The sequence below is a fragment of the Candidatus Marithrix sp. Canyon 246 genome (assembly GCF_001723685.1).
Taxonomy (GTDB): Bacteria; Pseudomonadota; Gammaproteobacteria; order Beggiatoales; family Beggiatoaceae; genus Marithrix.
Genome location: NZ_MCBX01000002.1, coordinates 95282 through 117826, shown reverse-complemented (window position 1 = coordinate 117826; position 22545 = coordinate 95282). Strand labels below are relative to the sequence as shown.

At 32.9% G+C, this 22545-nt stretch carries 27 protein-coding genes; 18 read left to right on the top strand and 9 right to left on the bottom strand.

Annotated elements, in window-relative coordinates:
• The first annotated feature begins 22 nt into the window (after positions 1 to 22).
• The 5 genes from BHU68_RS01935 to BHU68_RS18195 all read left to right on the top strand — a co-directional run bounded on the left by BHU68_RS01935 (position 23) and on the right by BHU68_RS18195 (position 2257).
• Positions 23 to 550: a hypothetical protein gene (locus tag BHU68_RS01935; RefSeq protein WP_141698887.1), complete on the top strand. Its 528-nt coding sequence runs from the start codon at positions 23 to 25 to the stop codon at positions 548 to 550.
• 567 nt (positions 551 to 1117) lie between these two features.
• On the top strand, positions 1118 to 1429 hold the full coding sequence (locus BHU68_RS01930) for a hypothetical protein (RefSeq protein ID WP_069469760.1): 312 nt from the start codon (positions 1118 to 1120) through the stop codon (positions 1427 to 1429).
• A gap of 49 nt (positions 1430 to 1478) precedes the next feature.
• Positions 1479 to 1745, top strand: a complete 267-nt coding sequence (locus BHU68_RS01925; RefSeq protein ID WP_069469759.1) for a type II toxin-antitoxin system TacA family antitoxin — start codon at positions 1479 to 1481, stop codon at positions 1743 to 1745.
• On the top strand, positions 1746 to 1994 hold the full coding sequence (locus tag BHU68_RS01920) for a GNAT family N-acetyltransferase (protein ID WP_069469758.1): 249 nt from the start codon (positions 1746 to 1748) through the stop codon (positions 1992 to 1994).
• Positions 1995 to 2128: 134 nt separating this feature from the next.
• Positions 2129 to 2257: an InlB B-repeat-containing protein gene (locus BHU68_RS18195; RefSeq protein WP_445082161.1), complete on the top strand. Its 129-nt coding sequence runs from the start codon at positions 2129 to 2131 to the stop codon at positions 2255 to 2257.
• 169 nt (positions 2258 to 2426) lie between these two features.
• On the opposite strand, the gene BHU68_RS01915 is transcribed toward BHU68_RS18195, so the two are convergent.
• Positions 2427 to 4160, bottom strand: coding sequence for a hypothetical protein (locus BHU68_RS01915; protein WP_069469757.1), 1734 nt, complete (start codon positions 4158 to 4160; stop codon positions 2427 to 2429).
• 188 nt (positions 4161 to 4348) lie between these two features.
• Between BHU68_RS01915 and BHU68_RS01910 the strand changes: the two genes are divergently transcribed.
• From BHU68_RS01910 to BHU68_RS01885, 6 genes are all read left to right on the top strand, one after another.
• Entirely contained in the window at positions 4349 to 5293 is a 945-nt protein-coding gene (locus BHU68_RS01910) for an ABC transporter ATP-binding protein (RefSeq protein ID WP_069469756.1), read from the top strand.
• Between the two features lie 11 nt (positions 5294 to 5304).
• Complete coding sequence (locus BHU68_RS01905; RefSeq protein ID WP_069469755.1) at positions 5305 to 6042, top strand: ABC transporter permease; 738 nt, start codon at positions 5305 to 5307, stop codon at positions 6040 to 6042.
• A 4-nt stretch (positions 6043 to 6046) separates the two neighbouring features.
• Entirely contained in the window at positions 6047 to 7858 is a 1812-nt protein-coding gene (locus tag BHU68_RS01900; RefSeq protein ID WP_069469754.1) for a Gldg family protein, read from the top strand.
• Between the two features lie 91 nt (positions 7859 to 7949).
• The gene (locus BHU68_RS01895) at positions 7950 to 8342 is read left to right on the top strand and encodes a PIN domain protein (RefSeq protein ID WP_253180970.1); all 393 of its coding nucleotides are present in this window, start codon (positions 7950 to 7952) and stop codon (positions 8340 to 8342) included.
• Complete coding sequence (locus tag BHU68_RS01890; protein ID WP_069469752.1) at positions 8339 to 8539, top strand: hypothetical protein; 201 nt, start codon at positions 8339 to 8341, stop codon at positions 8537 to 8539. Before BHU68_RS01895 ends, BHU68_RS01890 begins: the two co-directional genes overlap by 4 nt.
• Before the next feature lie 170 nt (positions 8540 to 8709).
• Complete coding sequence (locus BHU68_RS01885) at positions 8710 to 8937, top strand: HepT-like ribonuclease domain-containing protein (RefSeq protein WP_069469751.1); 228 nt, start codon at positions 8710 to 8712, stop codon at positions 8935 to 8937.
• Between the two features lie 95 nt (positions 8938 to 9032).
• On the opposite strand, the gene BHU68_RS01880 is transcribed toward BHU68_RS01885, so the two are convergent.
• The 3 genes from BHU68_RS01880 to BHU68_RS01870 form a co-directional block, all read right to left on the bottom strand.
• Positions 9033 to 9227, bottom strand: a complete 195-nt coding sequence (locus BHU68_RS01880; protein WP_069469750.1) for a hypothetical protein — start codon at positions 9225 to 9227, stop codon at positions 9033 to 9035.
• Between the two features lie 327 nt (positions 9228 to 9554).
• The gene (locus BHU68_RS01875) at positions 9555 to 10502 is read right to left on the bottom strand and encodes a LamG-like jellyroll fold domain-containing protein (RefSeq protein ID WP_069469749.1); all 948 of its coding nucleotides are present in this window, start codon (positions 10500 to 10502) and stop codon (positions 9555 to 9557) included.
• Positions 10474 to 10683, bottom strand: coding sequence for a hypothetical protein (locus tag BHU68_RS01870; protein WP_141700066.1), 210 nt, complete (start codon positions 10681 to 10683; stop codon positions 10474 to 10476). Before BHU68_RS01870 ends, BHU68_RS01875 begins: the two co-directional genes overlap by 29 nt.
• A 422-nt stretch (positions 10684 to 11105) precedes the next feature.
• On the opposite strand from BHU68_RS01870, the gene BHU68_RS01865 reads away from it, so the two are divergent.
• The 7 genes from BHU68_RS01865 to panC all read left to right on the top strand — a co-directional run bounded on the left by BHU68_RS01865 (position 11106) and on the right by panC (position 16889).
• Complete coding sequence (locus BHU68_RS01865) at positions 11106 to 12530, top strand: WGR domain-containing protein (RefSeq protein WP_069469747.1); 1425 nt, start codon at positions 11106 to 11108, stop codon at positions 12528 to 12530.
• A 156-nt stretch (positions 12531 to 12686) separates the two neighbouring features.
• Entirely contained in the window at positions 12687 to 12887 is a 201-nt protein-coding gene (locus tag BHU68_RS01860) for a hypothetical protein (RefSeq protein ID WP_069469746.1), read from the top strand.
• Between the two features lie 49 nt (positions 12888 to 12936).
• Positions 12937 to 13650 carry a hypothetical protein gene (locus tag BHU68_RS01855; RefSeq protein ID WP_069469745.1) on the top strand — a complete coding sequence of 238 codons (714 nt, stop codon included), beginning with the start codon at positions 12937 to 12939 and terminating at the stop codon, positions 13648 to 13650.
• Between the two features lie 49 nt (positions 13651 to 13699).
• Positions 13700 to 14542 carry a hypothetical protein gene (locus BHU68_RS01850; RefSeq protein ID WP_069469744.1) on the top strand — a complete coding sequence of 281 codons (843 nt, stop codon included), beginning with the start codon at positions 13700 to 13702 and terminating at the stop codon, positions 14540 to 14542.
• A 3-nt stretch (positions 14543 to 14545) separates the two neighbouring features.
• A complete protein-coding gene (gene proS, locus BHU68_RS01845; RefSeq protein ID WP_069469743.1) occupies positions 14546 to 15799 on the top strand; it encodes a proline--tRNA ligase in 1254 nt (417 codons plus the stop codon).
• A gap of 6 nt (positions 15800 to 15805) precedes the next feature.
• Positions 15806 to 16006 carry a sulfur carrier protein ThiS gene (gene thiS, locus BHU68_RS01840; RefSeq protein WP_069469742.1) on the top strand — a complete coding sequence of 67 codons (201 nt, stop codon included), beginning with the start codon at positions 15806 to 15808 and terminating at the stop codon, positions 16004 to 16006.
• Positions 15996 to 16889, top strand: a complete 894-nt coding sequence (gene panC, locus BHU68_RS01835) for a pantoate--beta-alanine ligase (RefSeq protein WP_069469741.1) — start codon at positions 15996 to 15998, stop codon at positions 16887 to 16889. The genes thiS and panC overlap by 11 nt, the downstream gene beginning before the upstream one ends.
• Here the strand turns inward: panC and znuB are convergent.
• The 5 genes from znuB to BHU68_RS01805 form a co-directional block, all read right to left on the bottom strand.
• Positions 16872 to 17657 (bottom strand): zinc ABC transporter permease subunit ZnuB, encoded by a 786-nt coding sequence (gene znuB / locus BHU68_RS01830; protein WP_069469740.1) that lies wholly within the window; start codon positions 17655 to 17657, stop codon positions 16872 to 16874. The genes panC and znuB overlap by 18 nt on opposite strands.
• 1 nt (position 17658) lies before the next feature.
• On the bottom strand, positions 17659 to 18348 hold the full coding sequence (locus BHU68_RS01825) for a metal ABC transporter ATP-binding protein (RefSeq protein WP_069469739.1): 690 nt from the start codon (positions 18346 to 18348) through the stop codon (positions 17659 to 17661).
• A gap of 116 nt (positions 18349 to 18464) precedes the next feature.
• The gene (locus BHU68_RS01820; protein ID WP_069469738.1) at positions 18465 to 19001 is read right to left on the bottom strand and encodes an REP-associated tyrosine transposase; all 537 of its coding nucleotides are present in this window, start codon (positions 18999 to 19001) and stop codon (positions 18465 to 18467) included.
• Between the two features lie 351 nt (positions 19002 to 19352).
• A complete protein-coding gene (locus BHU68_RS01810; protein WP_069469736.1) occupies positions 19353 to 21371 on the bottom strand; it encodes a TonB-dependent receptor plug domain-containing protein in 2019 nt (672 codons plus the stop codon).
• 10 nt (positions 21372 to 21381) lie between these two features.
• The gene (locus BHU68_RS01805; protein ID WP_069469735.1) at positions 21382 to 22539 is read right to left on the bottom strand and encodes a WD40 repeat domain-containing protein; all 1158 of its coding nucleotides are present in this window, start codon (positions 22537 to 22539) and stop codon (positions 21382 to 21384) included.
• Positions 22540 to 22545 lie beyond the last annotated feature (6 nt).

Here is a 22545-nt window from a genome sequence, read left to right as displayed (position 1 = left end):
GTCAGGTCTAAAATATCTATCTATGAAAAAATATCTCCTCTCTTTCTTATTGGTGTTTTCCACCATTTATTCCTTATCTGCTAATAGTCTCAGTATTACCCCTAATCAAGTTTCGGTTAAACCCGGAAAAAACATAAGTTTTTCAGTTGCTGGCAATAGTGGCAATCGTGAATTACCTATTGGCGCACAACAAGCTCTTTCATTGCAAGTTTGGTTAGCTGATTTATCTAAGCAAGATAAAACTCAAGCCGCTAAATGGAAAAGTAGTGATGATTTACAATCTCAAGTGGCTGTATTTGTTAATTCAGCTTTAGCTTTAGAAACTTCACCAGAAAGTTTGAGTTTAAGAGCTGGAAGTTCTAATAACTTTAATATTAGTGGCGGTGTAGCTCCTTATACAGTAACCGCTGAAAAAGGGCGCGTTAATGGTAATTCTGGGCGTTGGAATTATATAGCAGCACGTAAGGCTAATAATGATACTATCACTGTAACTGATCAAGATCAAACTAAAGTGACGCTAAATGTCAAAATTAGTCAAGGATTGATTTAGATGTTCAGACTACTCAAGTATTTACAATTGCTAGTGGTTTAGCACCTTATACATGGCAAGTAACAGCAGGTAAACTGGATAAAACACAAGGCACAGAGGTAACTTACACTGCTTCAGAAGCTAAAGGTGTTTATGAAATCAGTGTAGTTGATCAACAAGGAGATGTAAAAAGAGCAGTCATTAATGTTGGTGGTGATTTAATTGCTTCACCTACTGAATTAATTTTAAATCCTGATGAAGAGCAACAGTTTTACATTACTGGTGGAGGCAAACCTTATACTATTTCAGCTAGTTCTGGCACACACATTGAAGATGATGGTAATTTTTACTATACAGCACCATCAATAGCAGGTGATTATAATTTAACTATTAAAGATAAAGAAAACCAGAATACTAATATTAGTGTTACTGTTCAATCAATACTAGCAATAACGCCACTAGAGTTATTTTTAAAACGCAATCAAGAAGCCGAATTAAATATTAGTGGCGGCTATGGTAAATATACAGTAACAGCTAAAAGTGGAGATGTTAAAGAAAATAAAGGCAAATTAACTTATACAGCGGCTAATGTATCTGGGCACTCCTCCTTATAGTTGGACAGTTAAAGGAGAAGGTGATCGCGTAACTTTTACTGCCTTAGAAAAGCAAAGTGAAGATATAATTAAACTAGAAGATGCTACTGGCAAAGTAAAAACATTACGTATAGTGATTAAAAAAGGAAAATTAAATATGGTTGATTTAATAGCAGGAGCAGATGGAAAAGTAGATGAAGCTGAAATGGGCAATGCACTTGGAGATTTTTTTGATCCAGAGAAACAAGGCTGGATTGATAGAACTGATTTGTTTTTAGTGGTAGAAGGGTTTTTAGAATCTGAATAGGTAGTTTAAACTTGACATATATATTAAATTTTTAACATGGAAATAAACTATGAGTACAATATCTTATAACCAGCAGGCAAGCATTAACCTAAAAATGAATCCAGACTTTAAAGAAGTTATTGTTCGAGCCGCGCAATTAAATATGATGTCAGTTAATGCTTACCTTATTAATCTTGCTTATGATAATGCCAAACAAGTAATTTTAGAACATGAAAACTTGAAACTATCCAATGAGGAGCGTGATCGTTTTATAGCACTGCTCGACAACCCACCCGAACCAACTGAAAAGGCGAAAATGGCTATGCGTAAATTGTGAGTGGGTACTAGAAACAGGCTTGCAGTTGATAAAACTGTGCAGGGAAAAGGATTAGGGGAATGGCTTGTTATGGATGCTTTTAAACGTTGTGTCAATATTTCTAAAGAAATTGGTATATTTGGTTTGGTAGTTGATGCTAAACATGAGAGAGTAAAAAAATTTTACTTTCAATACGGTTTTCATGAATTAACAGCCCAATCTCTCACGCTTTTTATTCCGACAAAAACAATAACTGATATGATTACTTAATGATATTGTGATTGAACGGTTTTTAGAATCTAAATAATTCAAATCTCAGTGATGAACAAAGTCTTAGTATTACAGTTAATCCATTACCACCCACACCAACACAAACACCAACACCTGACAAAAAATAATATACTATTGGTAATAGTGTAACTATTACAGCTATACCAAATTCAGAATGTTATGAGTTTAGTCATTGGGAAGGTGCCTGTGATGGTAGTGACACTGAGTGTCAATTAGTTATGGATGAAACAAAAGAACTCTAGGAAAATTTGAAATTGATGGTCAAAAAATTAAAGGGCGTTTAGATTATAAAGTAACAGAAATCCCAGATAGCAATGATGTTATGATTACTTATCCTGATGGAACAGAACAAAGATTGTTTGCTTTGCCTAAATAATTAGTTGAACAAACCTGTCAGGTTTACTTCACTAACTACAATTCTTGAATTATCTCAGCCACTCCAATTCCATGTTGCAAACAAAAATCACCAGCCTCATCAGTAAAACCACCCAAAGATAAATAAGCTGCTAAAACAATAGCATCAGGAAAAAGAGTTTTATAAACCTCAACTTTATCTTGAAAATCTTCAATCTTATTTAAACCCATTTTGGTCTTAGTTTTTTTCACTTCAACTAAAACCATTCTACCACATGAAGATTCGGCAACAATATCAAGTTCCATATTTTTGCCATCTTCACGCTGAATGTGAACTCTTTCCTTAACTTTTTGAATATTTAAAGCGGTATTATCTTTAACATTCTTAAAAAATTTAGATAGACTAAAACGTTTTTTATTTCTTAAAGCAGTGGCTAACATATTTTCAGCCATTTTACCAGAGAAATAATTGAGCTTGCCTTGTAGTTGTTTATTTTCCTTCTTTAATTCAGCAATTTGATCAGCAAATTCTTGTTTAAAATTAGATGGAAATCCTTTGATTTCTTCTTCAAAACTCTTACGTAAAATTAAATTTAGCGTACCATCTTGCAAGCCTCTAAAATGAATGTTAGAAACAGCCCTATGAATCAAATCAGCTTCTTTTAAAACAATTAATTGCTTATGAATTTCATTAATTTCTAAATTTAAGCCTAATTTTTCTTTCAAATCTTTGGGTGTAAGATATTTATCATTATGTTTACTCAAAAACAATAAAATATTTTTTGCATTTTGATCATTTACTTCATTTACAGTATGATGAATATATTCTCCCCAAGTTAAGTACATTTCAGCATTTTCTTCTGAAAGTTCATAATCAACAGTATCTGCTACCCCTTCAGCAGTAGTTAAATCTTTTTCTTCGTAATCGCTGAGAATTACACAAGATATAAAAAATGGATCAGCCATACACAATTTATTAATTTGCATAGCAGTGTCATTAGTAATCGGTTCTTCATAAAATGAAGCATATTTATAAACTGCTTCTAAACCTTCATCTTCAGTTAAATAAGGAGAAAAACGGATTTGACTTAGTCTTCCAGCTTCTAAATATTTACTAATGACTTTTAATAGCCAGCCAGCATAGGAACCAGTTACCAACATTGGAGCAACTTTTGATTCGGCAAGAGAATGATAACTGCCGGCTAGAGTTTCATCAGCTTCTTCTTTGCATTTTTCATCTCGATAGATATATTTAGTAATATTTTGAAATTCATCTAAAATCACTAAAAATTTAGTATTAAGAACTGAAGCATAACGATGTGGTGCAGTACAAGCAGTTTTCCACATTAATTCATGACTACCTTCAACTTCTCTATTTTCAATTATAAAATTGACATCATCAACTATAGGTGTAATTGATTTATTTATACCAAATTCTCTTATTTGCTTCAAAGATAAATGATGTATTACCAATTCTGGGTTTCGAGTAATAAAAGAAATATATTGTGAAGCAAAAGCACGATAATAATCAATCGCTAAATTTGGATACCACATTTTACTCTCACCAAAGTCAAAATAAAATGGTATCACTTCTTTATTTTCTGTCCATAATTGGTTGAAAATTCGTTGTACAAAGCTAGTTTTGCCGCTTTTCCTTCTGGCTATGATTACTCTGGATTTGGATAGTCTTTTGGGTATGTTTTTTATCCATTTGCCGAAGTGTTTAAATTCCTTTTCTCGCCCAACTAATAATTCTGGTTCGCCTATTTTTTCAGTTAAGGGATATTGCATGGTTTTTAGGTATTTATTGTGAATAATTATTTGAATGATAACATAAGATTACTGGTATTAGGTGTATTAGTTGTACTAATTCTAGTAGAAATAGCGAAAAAAAATTAGATTATAGAGGAAGAAGTATTTGAACCCACCAATAAAATTCCTATATAATATACTTTCAATAATCACATTAATTATAATATATGGTTAATATTAAAAATTTATATAAGGAATTTGGTTCCTTGATGGCTGTGGATGATATAAGCTTTCAGGTGAATCAGGGTGAAGTTTTAGGGTTTTTGGGACCTAATGGTGCCGGTAAATCCACTACTATGAAGATGATTACTGGGTTTTTAACTCCTACTAGTGGTAGTGTCTCTATTGATGGTGATGATATTGTTAATGATCCTATTAAAGTTAAGCAACGCTTGGGTTATTTGCCTGAAGGCGCACCAGCTTATCCTGATATGACTACAATGGCTTTTTTAGACTTTATCGCGCAGATTCGCGGTTTTAAAGGTCGAGATAAGTCTCGTAGAATTGATGATACTATTCAAAGAATTAATTTAGATAAAGTAGTTTATCAGTCTATTGATACTCTTTCTAAAGGTTTTAAACGCCGCGTTGGTTTGGCGCAGGCTATTTTACATGATCCTGATGTGTTGATTTTAGATGAACCTACTGATGGATTGGATCCTAATCAAAAACATGAGGTTCGTAACCTTATCCAAAATATGGCTAAAGAGAAAGTTATTATTCTTTCTACTCATATTCTTGAGGAAGTTCATGCGGTTTGTAATCGCGCTATCATTATTGCTAATGGCAAAATTGTCGCTGATGGTACGCCAACTGAGTTAGAAGCTAAGTCTGATAATCATAATTCTATTACTATTAGTGTCAGAGCAGCCGCTGATCAGGCTAGTGAGTTACGTAAATCCTTATTAGCAGTTTCTGGTGTCTATAAATTAGAAGCTTTGAGTGCCGCTGATAGCGGCTTATTAACTTATCAAGTTTTTCCTGAAGCGAATCGTTCTATCATTGCTGAAATTAGTCAACATATTCATCAACAAAACTGGGAAGTTGAGGAAATGTTTGTCAATAAAGGGCGTTTAGATGATGTCTTTAGAACAATTACAACAGGAGTTTAAGGGTTAATTTAATGCGTTTTAGTCAAATTTCAGTTTTATTTAAACGAGAATTGAGTAGTTATTTCGCTACTCCAATTGCTTATGTTTTTATCGTTATTTTCTTGTTTTTAAGTGGTATTTTTACTTTTTATTTGGGCAATTTCTTTGCTTTAGGGCAAGCTGATTTATCTACTTTCTTTACTTTTCATCCTTGGTTATATTTATTTCTGATTCCTGCTTTAACTATGCGTTTATGGGCTGAGGAACGTAAAAGCGGTAGTATAGAATTGTTATTAACTTTGCCTGTTACGATTGGTGAGGCAGTTGTAAGCAAGTTTTTAGCCGCTTGGGCATTTACCGCTATTGCGTTATTTCTTACATTTCCAATGTGGATTACGGTTAATTATTTAGGTGAACCTGATAATGCTGTTATTGCTGCTGGTTATTTAGGTAGTTTGTTGATGGCTGGTGCTTTTTTGGCTATTGGTTCCAGTATCTCCGCGCTTACTAAAAATCAAGTTATTGCCTTTGTGATTACAGTAGTAGTTTGTTTAGTTTTTATTCTCAGCGGCTTTCCAATGGTATTAGATTTCTTTAGTTGGGCACCTCAAATAATAGTCGAAACTATCAGTTCATTTAGCTTTTTGACTCATTTTTATTCTATTATTAAAGGTGTAATTGATTTACGAGATATTATTTATTTCTTATCTTTAATAGTGTTTTGGTTGTTTTGTACTGCTATTTTAATTGAAATGAAAAAGGCTGATTAATATTATGAATAAAAAAATACTTACTACTAGCGGCTTCTTGATGGCAATTGCATTATTATTAGCTGTCAATATTATCAGTAATACTACTTTAACATCGGCTCGCTTAGATTTAACCGATAATAAACTTTATACTTTGTCACAAGGTACTAAGAATATTTTAGCTAGTTTAGAAGAACCTATCACTTTACGTTTTTATCTGTCTAAAAAGCTTGCTAGCGGTTTGCCGGCTATCAGTCATTATACTTTGCGAGTGCGAGAACTATTAGAAGAATATCAACGCTTAGCAGGAAATAATATCAATTTACATATAATTGATCCTGAACCTTTTTCTGAAGCTGAGGATAGTGCAGAAGGCTATGGAATACAAGGTGTGCCTGTAGATAATAGCAATACTAAATTTTATTTTGGTTTAGCTGCCACTAATTCAACTGATGATGAAAAAGTCATTGCATTTTTCTCTCCAAATCGTGAAGAATTTTTAGAATATGATTTAACTCAGCTGATTTATCAACTCAATAATACTAAGAAAACTGTAGTAGGTTTAATGAGTAGTTTGCCAATTCAAGCTGATAGAGATTCTTCTTGGATGATTGTTGATCATTTAAGTCAATTATTTGAAATTAGAAAACTTAAAACTGAGATTGATGAAGATGTTGATGTCTTAATGTTAGTGCATCCTAAAGATTTAAGTGATGATACTTTATATGCGATTGATCAATTTGTGCTGAAAGGTGGTAAGGCAATTGTATTTGCTGATCCTTATTCTGAAGCTTATAAGCCACCAACTGATCCTAAAAATCCTTTAGCGGCTATGCAGGCTTCACGTAATTCTGATTTAAACAAGTTATTTGATGCTTGGGGAATTGAAATAGTAGCCGAAAAAGTCATAGGTGATCTTCGCGCTGCTAAGAAAGTGCAAATGCAAAAGGGTAATAGTGCGATAGTGGTAACATACCCGGTATGGATGGATTTAAATGCTAAACATAATTTTAATCAAAGCGATATTATCACCGCGAAACTTGATAATATGATACTTGCTACACCGGGAGCTATTGTTAAAAAAGGTGATGTTGCAACTAAAATTATACCGTTAATCGAAACTAGTAATATAGCTATGAAGATAGATGTTAAAAAACTAGGTATGTTTTCTCAACCAGAAGATTTAGCGCGAGATTTCAAACAAGAAGGTAAATTTACTTTAGCGGCACGAGTAATTGGTAAAGCTAAAACTGCATTTCCTGATAATAAGGATTCTGTAAAAGAAGCAGAGATTAACGTGATTGTAGTAGCTGATACAGATTTATTAGAAGATAAATTCTGGGTAAGAGTGCAAAATTTATTTGGGCAAAGATTAGCAATGCCTCATGCAGCCAATGCAACTTTTGTTTCTAATGCCTTAGATAATCTAAGCGGCAGCACAGACTTAATCAGTGTACGCAATCGTGGAAGCTCTACTCGTCCATTTATTAAAGTAGCACAAATTCAACAATATGCAGAAATTCGTTTCCGTGAAAAAGAAAAACAATTGCAAGCAAGATTAGAACAAGCAGAACAAAAACTGAATAGCTTGCAAAGCGATAAACAAGGCGGCAACGAACTAATGTTAAATATTCAACAACAACAAGAAATAGAACGCTTCCGTCAACAAAAGATAAAAATCAGAAAAGAACTGCGTAATGTACAACATGCACTACAAAAAGACATAGAACGCTTAGAAACTCAAATGATGTTTTTTAATATTGGATTAATGCCAATATTGATAGGTTTTTTGGGGCTTTGGTTTGGAATGTCTAGTCGCAGACGACGGAAAAATTAACTTAAACTAACAAACCTGACAGGTTTTTAAAACCTGTCAGGTTTATACTATTTGTTTATGGATAGTTATGAGAATATATCTTGATAATTGCATGTTTAATAGACCCTTTGATAATCAAAGTCAAATTCGCATAAGACTTGAAACAGAAGCAAAACTCTATATTCAAGATCAAATAAAAAATAATATTTTAGAATTAGTTTGGTCTTATATTTTGGATTTTGAAAATTCTAAGAATCCACACTCCGAAAGAAGGAGAGCTATTGCAAAATGGAGAAATTTGGCAATTATTGATGTAATTGAAACTCCAAATGTTTTAGCTAATGCAAAAAAATTATTAAGCTTTGGTATCAAAACTAAAGATGCATTACATGTTGCATCAGCTATAGAAGGCAAAGCAGATGATAAATTACTTTCTGGTATTAAAAGAAGTAACATAATTAGAGCATTAGGTCCTATTGATTACATTAAGGTGTTAGAGAAATGATCACAGCGATAACAGATAATGAAATAAAATTACAAGGTATTGAAGCTCAGTTTACTTCTTTAGGAGAGGTTAAAGTTGAGCGTTTCATTAGTTTGATACTTAGAGAACCATTTGATTATACAAAATGGCAAGAAAAATTATGGATTGATAAAAGTATTGAAGAAATTAGTCATATGGCTATGGAAAATCGGAAATAGAGAAGCAGCGCGTGGTGGATTCATTAATCTTGACAAAATAGATATAGTTGACTTACAAAGCGCATCATTATCCTAAAAGGCGATGGCTTATTAGAATTAAATTTATTTTATAAGCGAATTTGGTCAAGCTGAAACGGAAAAAATGTGCCGTTTGCATCAAGATATTTTAGATGAAGCTCCCAGTTTCAGCTTATGATGTATTTGAATTGTTAGGGCAACTTGATATAATTAATGATATTGAAAAATGGCAAAAAACCATTGGTTTTAGAAATACAATTGTTCATGAATATATGAATGTTTCAGAAACAATTGTATTTGCGATTATAGCAAAACAAGAATATCAATTTATTTTAGACTTTTTAAATAAGCCATTTGCAGAAATTTTAACAGATGTTTAGTAATATTCGTCGGTTTATACCATGATAGCTGCTTCAAAATATATTATTATTGAATAAGTTTATTCTCAAGTTCAGTATAAAACTTGAATTTGCCATCAGCAAACACCAGTAGCATTTAACATTTGAATATATATTTTTTTCATTTTCAAATAGGTAGTTATTGATAAATTTATCGCTTCTATTATATCATCTTCAAATTTTTCTAATTTGTTTAAGACATCAATCAGCGGCATATTTGATTTATATTCTTGAAATTTCTTTAATATAGCAGCAAATAATTTATCTCCCATTTTATCTTGGTTTTATTGCAAATAAAATTTACATATTCTTGATTTAATCTTATATTCATAATATAACAACAATAGAAAATAATTCTTTCTAGTAATATACTATAGAAAAATATTAAAGGCAAAAATATTCGTCGGTTTATGCCTGAGTCACTAACTACATGGATTGCATATAAACATGTCGCACCATCCCTGCTTATATGCAATCCATGTAGTTTTATTTATAGGTTTTTTGTGGCTTTGGTTTGGAATGTCTAGTCGCAGACGACGGAAAAATTAACTCAAACAACAAACCTGACAGGTTTTTAAAACCTGTCAGGTTTATACATATTAATTACAACTATCAACTTTAGTCATATCTTCAGCATAAAATATAAGATCAGCAACATGCCGCTGTTTCAGAAGTACATTCTTATAATATATAGGCTTACCTTCAATCCCATTACCAAAGTTGGCAATGGTCATAACTTTAAAGCAAGGTATCTTGACTGATCTTTTTTTATGATTATATAATATATAGCCGCTAGTTTGTTCTGCTTCAAACATTTCATTGAAAGTTATACTTGAAACAATTAATTCAAATTCAAATCTATTTTTTTCTTTTAATTGAGCGTCAAATATTCCTTTTATATCAGTTTCTTCACCTGAAAATTCGTCTATAAACGGAACCAATATACTTTCTAAATATAATGTTTTATTTTTTGAATAGTAAGTCGCTTTTGAAGAAATTTCTACTGGTGGCTTTTCATCTTCTATGGGTTTATAAAGTTGTTGGATTTCTGATTCGGAAAGAATGCGATTGTAGAAACTAATATCATCCATGATTCCTAAAAATTGTTGACTGGCATCCCAGCTTCCGCCAACACTATCTTGATCATTTCCAAGCCACAATCCATTAGGAGAAATTTTAACGGCTCCAAGTTTGTTTGTAACAACAGCTTTTCCAGGAATACCATTAACATAAATTATTGTCTTACCACTACTTCCAGAATGAACCCAAGCAATATGAGTCCATTTATTTGAATTTATTGTTGCTGATGTCTCAAGTCTAGGTCCTTTAATGTGTGGACTCAAGGTTAATTCATCAAAAAACAATAATGCTTCATTATCACTATTTGAATTTGCTCCAGACAAAATACCCATTGCTTTTGAATTATCAAACAATTTTAAATGAATAGAAAAGGTGAATTCAGTTAAACCATCTAATATAGTATGTGGGAGTTTAATAAGTTCCTTGTATTTATCAAAACTATAAGCACTTTCTTTCTTTCTTTCCAAACCGATCCTCAGTCAGTGTCGCGCCATTAACCGTTCCATCATTTTCATTCCCCGAAGCATCCTTCGCATCGCCATTAAAAGGATAGTACGCAACCAGCCCATCATTCAAATCAGCCAAAGCATTGCCACTTAATGTAGCGAATAAGACCATAGTCTTAATAAAATTATACCTTTTCAACAAAGTTTCTCCTTTAAAAATAAAAAAAAGCATATAAGTAGATATGCATAAATATTTTAACATACTCACATATATAAGTACAACGAATTAAGAAACAAACTAATTACTTAGCTTCGCTGACTTCGTATCGTTTCGTTTATTTCTTAATTCGTTGTACTATAATGTAACATTGATGTGTGATACAAGCACAGAGATGAGACTCTGTGAATATGTTAAAATAGAACGTAATTATTATGAACTTGCAGAATAAATCATAGTACAATTAACTACAAGGATAAAACCCCTTAAATTACATCCCTGCTTATATGCAATCCATGTAGTTTTATTTATAGGTATTTTGGGGCTTTGGTTTGGAATGTCTAGTCGCATACGACGGAAAAATTAACTTAAACTAACAAACCTGTCAGGTTTATACAACACTATATATGTCAAACGAAAAAATTTATTTAGAATTGTCAGAAGATGATGGAGTCTCACATAAGTTCTATGAAGTCACCATCAATGGTAATGATGTAACTATTCGTTATGGTAGAATTGGTACTGATGGACGAGCTAGTACTAAAAATTATCCTACTCAAGAAAAAGCAAATGCTGAAGCTCAGAAACAAATTAAGGCTAAACGCAAAAAAGGCTATGAATCTGCGGTAATGGGCGAGCGTAAAAAACGTCCAATTACTAGACGACAAATTAATAGTCAAAAATCAAAAGCTAAACCAGCTCCTGTTTTATGGAAGTTTAATTCTGGTGCTTCTGCCTTTGGCATATTTATTAATGAGGATTATTGTTGGATTGGTAATCAAGATGGTAGTGTGTTTGTATTAAATCACGAAGCTGAAGTTATAAATCAATATCGTTTGCCGGATGGAGTGAAATGTATTGTTGCTGATACGCTTTGGGTTTATGCTGGTTGTGATGATGGTTGTGTATATGATCTGACTGGTAAATTACCGCGTGTCGCATATCAAATATCTGAAAATGTTGATATTTATTGGCTTGATATTCATAACGGTTTGCTTGGTGTTGCTGATGCAGGTGGCACTATCATGACTGCTAATCATGAAGATGAAACTTTGTGGCAGAAAAAAAGTCAAGGCAGTAGTGGCTGGATGGTTCGTTGTGATGATGACAGAGTTTATCATGGGCATAGTGGCGGCGTAACTAGTTATTCTGAATCAGGAAAAATGTTTTGGCATACTAAAGATGCAAAGCAGGTTCTGTTTGGCTGGCAAGAAAAATTGGCAGTTTATGCAGGCACAGGAACTAAAAAAGTATATGCTTTAACTAAAAAAACTGGAAAAGTTGAACAAATATATTCATGTGATGCCGCTGTATATTCTTGCGCTGCATCAGAAGATGGAGAATATGTATTTGCAGGTGATTGTTATTCATCAATATATTGTTTTAATAAAGCTGGAGATAGATTGTGGAAATTAGGTACTAGTTGTGGTTCTGCCTATTCGATGCAATATCTGAATGAACGAGTTTATATAGTAACAACTAATGGAAGTTTAGCTTGTATTGACGCGAGTGCTGAAGCGATTAAAGCCGCTGAAACTGGTATAATTCCTAAAAGCAAAAGCATTAAGGCACCAAAACCAATTGCAGTTTCCAAAACTAAAGAGTTAGAAACGACATCTGATCCAACTCAAGGCGTAATTGTAAAATGTCTAAATATTAAAGGCAAATTACGAGTACGAGTATTATTAGAAGAATATAATCCTGAATGGAATGTTCAATTTCCGCGAAATTTGCGTGAAGAAGAAGCATTATTTATAGTAGATGAAATTCGAGAAGCGGCGCGTGGTGGATTTTATCGGGTTTATGGTAATATTCGTCGGTTTGTGCCATGATACCCTGACAAGTTTGATGCATGAAATATTGTTGATTATAAGATATAATCAACAATACAAGTATAAATCAAACAAGATACAAAATAGTTCTTGACACTTATACACTATAGAAATAAAATTAATATTTAAACATTTTATAAATGAAGGTAATAAATGATGAAAAATCGTTTACTTAATATTATTTTACTTGCTGTAATGGCAACTATGATCAATGCTTGTGCAAAAACTCCTAAAAAACCAGACCCAATACCTGATGTTGTAGAAGAACCAGAACTAATGCCTGATGTAGAACCAATATCTGATCCTGAAACAGAAGCTCGTAAAAGCAGATGGTCAGCCGGTGAAATGGATCGCTAAGCTACATATTATAACAATAACTAATAATATTTATATAAAGAAGATTATTATGACGAATGCATTACGGTTAAGTCTTATCAGTTTATTACTGATTTTAAATTTTACCCCCTCTGTCAGTCTAGCTAATGACGCTATTTATCAACGATTGTTAGATAGAATTGGACAACAATTAGGTACTTCTAGTGAAATAGCCGAAAAATTTTTGATAGAAGTTGATACTATGGCAATTACCATTCAAAATAATTTTGAAAAAGTTGCCTCACATAAAACTCCTCAATTTAAAAAAGATAATTTAGTTCAAGAAACTATTGCTAGATTTTTTGTGAACCGTAACGCTATTGTACAAACAACTAGTTTAAGCAGACAAGTAAGTCAAACTGAAACTGTTGGCGATTATTTAACTCGTTTAGCTGGTATGTCAAGAAAGTATTATACTACTGTTAAATTATTGTTTGATAAAAAATATTTCTCTTTAGGGGATATTGAAGAATACTATGAAAATGGTAAGAAAAAGTTTGATTTTAGTGTTGCTATGTGGCAAATTTTTATAGGTTGTAAAGATGCAAATTCAGAATGTTATTCTGATGCTACTAAAAAAGTATTTCATATGGTATTTAAATATGATAACAATGTTGCAGCATGGGATTTTAAAGTAAAAGCCATCACTGCTGAATTAAAGCAAACTATGAGATTAGAAGATTATAAACAAATGCGCTGTAGATGGGCACCTGAAGAATGTGAAGGCGCATCTTCAGACTTCTAATATCCTTCCATTTTAACTAATCTCTCCCCCTATATGGGGGAATATATTTATGAAAATTAAAATTATCCTGACATTACTCTCATTAATAATCTCAATTAACTCATTTGCCTTTGGCAGTGGCAATAAAATTGATAAAATCAGAAAGGGAGATATAGCACATCGTTCTCAAACACTATTCTTTTTAGATAAAGCGTTTAGTAAACGCAATACTAGATATTTAGACAAAATATCAACACGAAGATTTAAACGTTCTCGTTGGTATAAAACTTTGAAAAAGTATATTAAAACCAATCGTATTAATTGGAATAATAGACATGATGTTGGAATGCAACAATTTATCATTAATAAAAATACCCGTAATATTTTATATGTAAAATTTGAAAAGCATAGAGATTTTAAATGGTACGTTGCTGATGCTTATGTTAAAAAAAATGGTAGAAGACAAAAATTAGCAGAATATGGATTTACACCCGGTGAAATCAATATGAATTTCTGGCAATTTATAATTGCTTCTACTAGCTACAATGTTAGTAATTATTATGGTTTAGCTCCTTTTGGTAAACTAAATAAAAATTTTATTCGTAATAATAAATTAACACCTTCATCAAATAAAACTTTCCAAATGCAAAATATCATTATTCATGATGGTAAAAAAGTAGTGGCAATGATTTATTTAACCCTAAAATATTTTGCTGCTGGGCATAGAGAAGGTTCAACTTTTAAAAGCGGTTGGTTAATTGATGAAGGGCATTCAATGTCAATGTTGTATCCCCTCGGAAAGGATCTATATATAGATTATTTACGTGGGCGAATGAGTTCCAGAATCAAGCTCAATGCGCCTAATCGTGATACTGTTTATGTGAATGTTCCTTCTGCTAGAAAATATAAATAAATTATGCGAATTAGCCGCTTTTTACTTGCAACTTTAAAAGAAAACCCTGCTGATGCTGAAGTAATTAGTCATCAACTGATGCTGAGAGCAGGTATGATACGTAGATTGGCTGCTGGTTTATATACTTGGTTGCCGCTTGGATTGCGTGTATTACGTAAAGTTGAAAATATTGTACGTGATGAAATGAATAAATCTGGCGCACAAGAGATATTAATGCCAGCAGTGCAGCCAGCAGAATTATGGCAACAATCAGGACGTTGGGATCAATATGGTCCAGAATTATTACGTTTTAAGGATCGTCATGATCGTGAGTTTTGTTATGGTCCAACTCATGAGGAGATTATTACTAATTTAATTCGTAATGAAATTAGAAGTTATAAACAATTACCGGTTAATTTGTATCAAATTCAAACTAAGTTTCGTGATGAAATTCGCCCTAGGTTTGGGATTATGCGCGGGCGTGAATTTTTAATGAAGGATTCTTACTCTTTTCATTTGGAGCAAAGTTCTTTAGATGAAACTTATGAGTTGATGTATGAAACTTATACTAAAATTTTCAATCGTTTAGGGCTGAAATTTCGTGCTGTATTAGCAGATAATGGTAATATCGGTGGTAGTCGTTCTCATGAATTTCATGTGTTAGCAGAGTCTGGAGAAGATGCAATTGCTTATAGCACCACAGGTGATTATGCGGCTAATGTAGAAGTGGCAGGTGATGTTAAAGTTGGTGATCCTAGCCCAGATGGTAAATCTGTATTAGATATAGCTCGTGGTATTGAAGTGGGGCATATTTTCCAATTAGGTGATAAATATGCTAAGGCAATGGGAGCTTCTGTGCTTGATGAAGCTGGTAAGTCAACTACTTTGATTATGGGCTGTTATGGTATTGGTGTATCGCGTTTAGTAGCGGCTACAATTGAACAAAACCATGATAAAAATGGTATTATATGGCCTGAAGCAATAGCACCATTTTCTGTAGCGTTATTGCCAATGAATATGCATAAATCTCAACGATTACGCGACGCTGCTGAAGATTTATATAATAAATTACAAGCTGCTGGCATAGATGTTTTATTTGATGATCGTAAAGAACGCCCCGGAGTCATGTTTGCTAATGCTGAATTGATGGGAATTCCTCATCGCATTGTAATTGGTGATCGTGGTTTAGATAAATCTGAAGTTGAATATAAAGGGCGGCTTGATGAGAAAAGTCAGAATATCCCTATAGATAAAATTATTGAATTTATAGTTGGATAATTTAAAATGGAAATATATTTAAACAGTGAATTAAAATCAGTTGCTGATAATTTAACTATTTCTAATTTAATTCAAGATTTAGGTTTAGAAAAGAAACGTTTTGCAGTAGAGGTTAATTTAGATATTATTCCACGCAGTCAATTTGAGCAATTTCAATTAAAAAATCAAGATAAGGTTGAAATAGTGCAAGCTATTGGTGGAGGTTGAGCTGGAAATTATAGAATCTATTGCTGAGGCTCAATCTTATGTTGATGGAAAACAAATTGGTTTGGTGCCAACTTTGGGTGGTTTGCATAAGGGGCATCAGTCTCTTATAGAGCAGGCAAATAAGGAAAATGATGTTACTGTATTAAGTATTTTCTTAAATCCTATGCAATTTCGGCAACCACAATTCTTGGCATATCCTAGTGATTTTGAGCAAGATAAAATTGTTGCTCATCAAACTAATGTTGATATGATTTTTCATCCATCGGTAGATGAAATTTTTCCAAATATGAAAAATTTTGCGAAATTTCAAGCAGATGAATTTAAGCAACGCGATAGTTTTGTTATTGAAGCCCAAAATAATGGAATAGATAATGTGGTTAGGGTGCCTGCGAATTTGGTTTATCACTTAGATGGTAAATTACATCCTTGGGTGTTTGATGGTGCCGCTACAATTGTTTATAAATTGTTTGAGATTTTATCTCCTCATCGCGCCTATTTTGGTGAAAAAGATATTCAACAATTAGCCATATTAAAAACTATGGCTAAGTTATATTTTCCTGAGATAGGAGTAGTAGCTGTGCCAACTTTACGAGATAATGATGGTTTAGCTTTTAGTTCAAGAAATAGTTTATTATCAAAACCACAGCGCGATGCTGCTTTAAAAGTTCATCATGCACTCAGGCATGGTGAACAATTAATAAAATCTGGTGAGTCAGATTATAATTTAGTATTAGATACAATTAAAGCATTAATAGCTGAAGAAAAATCGGTTAAAATTGATCATTTAGAAATTCTAAGTGATCAAGATGTTATTTTGTATATTGCTTTTTTTGTAGATGGTATTCGATTAATTGATAGTTTTGTACTAACGCACACTAATTAAACTTATAATAAACAAACAACTAGCACTCAAAACCACAGATGGTCCAGTAGGAATATCCCAATGCCATGACATATACAAACCTCCTATAACTGCTAAGCTACCAATAAAAATAGCTAAAAAAGCCATTTGTTCAGGAGTACGAGCAAAATTACGTGCAGTAGCCGCTGGAATAATTAATAGTGATGTTATCAATAAAATACCTACTATTTTCATAGCGATAGCTATAACTAAAGCAACCATTAACATAAATAACAAATGAATCCAAACCACAGGTACAGCTTCTACTTGAGCTAATTCTTCATGCAAAGTGATTGATAACAAAGATTGCCAAACTCTGATCAAGCTTAACAATATCAAACTACCACCACCATAAATCCAATATAAATCTGAACGTGTTACAGCTAACAAGTCACCAAATAGATAACCATATAAATCAATTCTTAAACCATCATTTTGTAAAAATGCTAATGCTACTAAACCTAAAGATAAAGTGCTATGTGCTAAAATTCCTAATAAAGTATCATTTGCTAAGCCTTTTTGTGATCTTAATATCACTAATAACACAGCAATCACCACACAAACTATTAAAGTACTGAACATTAAATTGAAATTCATTAAGAACCCAAGCGCGATTCCTAATAAAGCAGAATGGGCTAAAGTATCGCCAAAATAAGCCATACGTCGCCAAACAATAAAACAGCCTAATGGTCCAGCAATCAAGGCGATACCTACACCACCTAACAAGGCTCGCCACAAAAAATCATCCATATTAACTCTTATGTTTATGTGTATAAATAGCTGTACCAAACAATTTTAAATAAGCAGGATCTTTAGTAACAACTTCTGGATGCCCAGAACAACAAAGATGTTTATTTAAACAAACTACATAATCAGTAGCCGCCATTACCAAATGTAAATCATGTGAAACCATTAAAATTCCACAACCCCGTTGCTGACGAATTTTACTAATTAATTCATATAATTCAGATTGCCCAGAAATATCAACCCCTTGAATTGGCTCATCTAATACCAACAAATCTGGTTCACGTAACAAAGCGCGTGCTAATAATACCCGCTGCATTTCGCCACCAGAAATTTTTTGAATTGGACGATCTAACAAATGACTAATACCTACCTCAAAAACAACTTGTTGAATATCAGTTTTAACCCTGCTTAAACGCAGAAAACCCAGCACAGTAATTGGTAAACTATGATCAATGCTCAAATGCTGTGGCATATAACCAACACGTATTCCACTTTGCCGAAATACACTTCCAGAATTGGGCTTTAATAAACCTAAAACTATACGTACTAGCGTCGATTTACCGGCACCATTTGGACCAATTAGAGTAACAATTCTACCACGCTCAACATCAAGAGAAATATTATCTAAAATATCATTTCCTTGAAATCGTACAGAAATATTCTGTACTTTAACTAATATGTTATTAGAAAACATAAAACAAAAAAACCATAATGTCGAAATGGTGGGTTTCGCTATCGCTCTACCCACCCTACCAAATAAAACTTACAAGCGTAGGGTGGGTAGAGCGATAGCGAAACCCACCATGTCACTTATTCCAAATATTCACCATTAATTTTTTCATTAACTCCTTCACCACCCCAATTATATGGATAAATTCCACAATTAACAGCACGGTGAAAAGATGAATATTTCCAATCTATAACCTGTTGAACATACCCATGCTTTACAGGATTATAATGGATGTAATCCACATGTTGACAATAATCTTGTTCATCACGAATCACATGTTCCCAAAAACGTCGTTGCCAAATACCTCGTTCACCATGTTTTATACGACTGGCAGAACGTGGTTCGATACAAGGTAATTTACGAGAAAATGCTGATTTAATTTGTCGCCAACGCATTGAATAATTATCATCATTAATTGGTAAAGTGAAAATGCAATGGAGATGATCAGGTAAAATAACAATAGCATCAATATTAAAAGGATGCGCTCTCATCACTTCACGAAAGGCTTGTCGTAAATATTCGATATTTTCAACCAATAAACGAGATTTCCGATTAGCAAGAACAACAGTAAAAAAATAACATCCACTTTCAATACGAACACGACGATAATTGGACATAATTTATTTTATCCTTATCTACTAAATGGTGGGTTTCGCTCTCGCTCTACCCACCCTACGCTTATAATTTTTGTTGTGCTAAATGGTGGGTTTCGCTCTCGCTCTACCCACCCTACGTTTATAATTTTTGTTGTGCTAAATGGTGGGTTTCGCTCTCGCTCTACCCACCCTACGTTTATAATTTTTGTTTTGTTTTGTAGTTTTGTAGGGTGGGTAGAGCGAGAGCGAAACCCACCACGTCACAAAACCCACCACGCCAAAAAACCCACCACGCCAAAAAACCCACCACGTCACAAAACCCACCACGCCAAAAAACCCCACCACGTCACAAAACCCACCATACATTAAATATTATAAAAATTCCCCTTGATACCCAACAGTAAACATAAACCACCGCCCGGCTTGAGGATATGGATGTGTCACACTTCCACCTTGATAATAATCTTCATCTAATAAATTATAGACTCGTGCATCTAAAAATATATCTTGCCATTGCCAACGAAAGCCGCTATTAAATAATAGCACATCATCAACTTGATTATCTTTTGATGAAAATTGTTGACCAATATATCTTGCTGTAAAATTAAACCATAAATCAGAAGAAAAACTATCTTGATTGAAATTAGTTAATTTTAATGGATTAATATTAAACACTAAATTCCCTGTCCAATTTGGGATATTTGCAATTTCGTTACCCGATATATTATAGTTTTCAGCATCATGAGCGGCTTGGTAAGTAAAATTAAATGCTATATTATAAGCTCTTTCTTGATAACTAGTTTCATTTTCTATACCCCAAACTTTTAAAAAGCCAGCATTTTGATACACCGCTTCATTAGCAGCGGCATTATTATTTCTCCAAATAAAATCTGTGAATTTATTATAAAATAGATTTAAACGACTCAGAACTTTGCCACCTGCTAATTTTAAAGATGGTGTAAATTGATAAGATTCCATATGTTCTGGCTGTAAAGATTGTGCGCCGCGATAACTAGCTAGTGTATTATATCTATACCAATATGGCGCATCTACAAAGGCTTTTGAATAAGATAATTTTATATCAAAATTATTATTTGGTATATATACCAAAGCTAGGCGAGGAGATATTGCATTTAAATCATCATCTTCATAACGCTGTTTATGATCAAAGCGTATTCCAATATTAGCTATTAATTGCTCACTAAATTGATGTTTTATTTGGCTAAATACAGAAGATATATTTTCTTTTCCAACTTCTAATAATGGACGTGTTTTTGGAAACCATCCACCTCCGATTCCACTAACAAGTTCACTATCATATAACTCCATTCTATCTTCTTGAATCCCTATCATCCATGTACCTTCTTTACCAAAGATATTATATGATTTATTTATTTGTGCAATGATTCCTGATGAACGTTCTGACCAACCCGCTAAGGTATGTTTTTGTAATTGTGGATTGGTGATTAGATGTGCGTTGACATCATTTTCATCATAATAAAGTTGTAATTTTAAATAGTCATTATTATAATCTATACCTATATGTGAGGAATTTGATCCTAAACCGGGTCCATTTCCAGCTAAGCTCTGATAATCATTATAATTATAAGCTTCACCAGTTTTTCCACCACCTGAAAATGGCTCTATATATTTAGCATAACGTTGAGTTGCTAAAAAATTAAAATTAGCTAATTTTAAATTAATACCAACATCATAAGCTCCCTTATCTTTAAATCCATCTAAAATAGCAGAAGCCTTTTGTTCACCATCACTCTGATACCAACTACCCCATAAAAGTAAATCATTGTTTTCATTTTCAAAATCACTACCTAAAAGAAAACTGAATTTTTTTTGCCCATAATTACCAAAGCCAGCACTAACTTGTACACCATTCACATCACTAGCTTTTTTAGTAATAATATTAATAACCGCGCTTAAAGCAACATTACCATATAAAGATGATCCCGGCGCTCTAAGCACTTCAATACATTTTACTTTATCTAAACTTATACTATAATCTGGATTGGCCATAGAATAAGCACGTGAATTCAGACGATGACCATTTAACAAAATTAACATCTTTTGTTGTGAAGAGCCGTACACCCCCCGCCCTGCAACATTTACTTCATTTTGATCTTGCACAAAAGTAATACCCGGTACATAAGTTACTAACACATCTTTCAGAGTTTTAGCACCAATATTTGTTATCATTTTGCTATTAATTACAGTCACAGGTACAGGCACTTCTGTTAATGGTTCATTATATCCAGACGCTACCTCAACTTCTTGCAACCAACCTAATTCATTATCATAACTAGCATTACATGCCACAGAATTACTATGATAAATAATTAAAGATATAAATATTATTAATATATGATTGATTTTCATACTTTGACATTCATTCCTCAGTAAGTGATTTTTTTACTACTTCAGGACAATGATAATCATTATCATTACGTACTTGACGATTAGCTATTAGAATCTTTCTTGCCCCTTTGCCAGAAGCTATAAAAGCTCCATTAGGAGTGATTGTGATCCATTCACCATCTTTAAAAGATATCAAGTGAGCAATTTGGGAACCAGTTTTAGTATCCCATATAAAAATTCCATCATCTCCTGCTGAAATAATCCGTTTACCATTTGAACTAAACTTAACAGAATAAACATCGTCCATATGCCCTCTAAAAATCCTTGATAATCTACGACTTTTAATATCCCAAACACGTACAGTTTTATCCCAACTAGCAGAAACAATCTGATTATTATCGGGAGAAATATCTACTGAAAAAACCGAATTTTTATGTCCATGAAAATTATGTAACATTTTGCCAGTTTTAACATTCCACAATCTGACACTACGACTTGAATGCCCAGAAACAATATATTTTCCATTAGGAGAAAAGGCTACAGAAATGAAATAAGAATAAGCTTTAAAAGTACGTTTCACTTTACCAGTGCTTAAATTCCATAAACGCATTTTTCGATCTCGATTACCAGCAATCATAAAACGTTGATCTGGAGAAATATCTAAAGATAATACCCAACTACCTTTTTTGAATTTATATATCATTTTTTTACTACGCTTATTCCACAAGCCTATGGTTCTATCATAAGCACTTGAAACAATATAACGATCATAAGAATAAAACTGAACTGAACTTACAAAACCACGATGCCCAGTATAAGTATTTAATAACTTACCGGTCTTAACATTCCATAAGCGTATGGTTCTATCACGACTACCTGAAATGGCATATTTACCATCTGACGAAAAATTAACAGAACTAATAATATCGCGATGCCCGAAAAACTTTCTGATAAGTCTTCCAGTTTGCAGACTCCATAACCAAATTATTTTATCTTTCCCCGCTGACAGCAGGTAATTGCCATCAGGTGAAATTGCAACAGAGGCTATTCTTTGTACTTCGCCTTTTATTGATATAACTGGAATCACTTTAACTAGATATTGTAAACTACATTGAGCATATACAACTGGAGTTAGATAACAACAAAAAATAAAAAGAAATGATAATTTTAATGCGTGAATTCGGATCATTGCTAT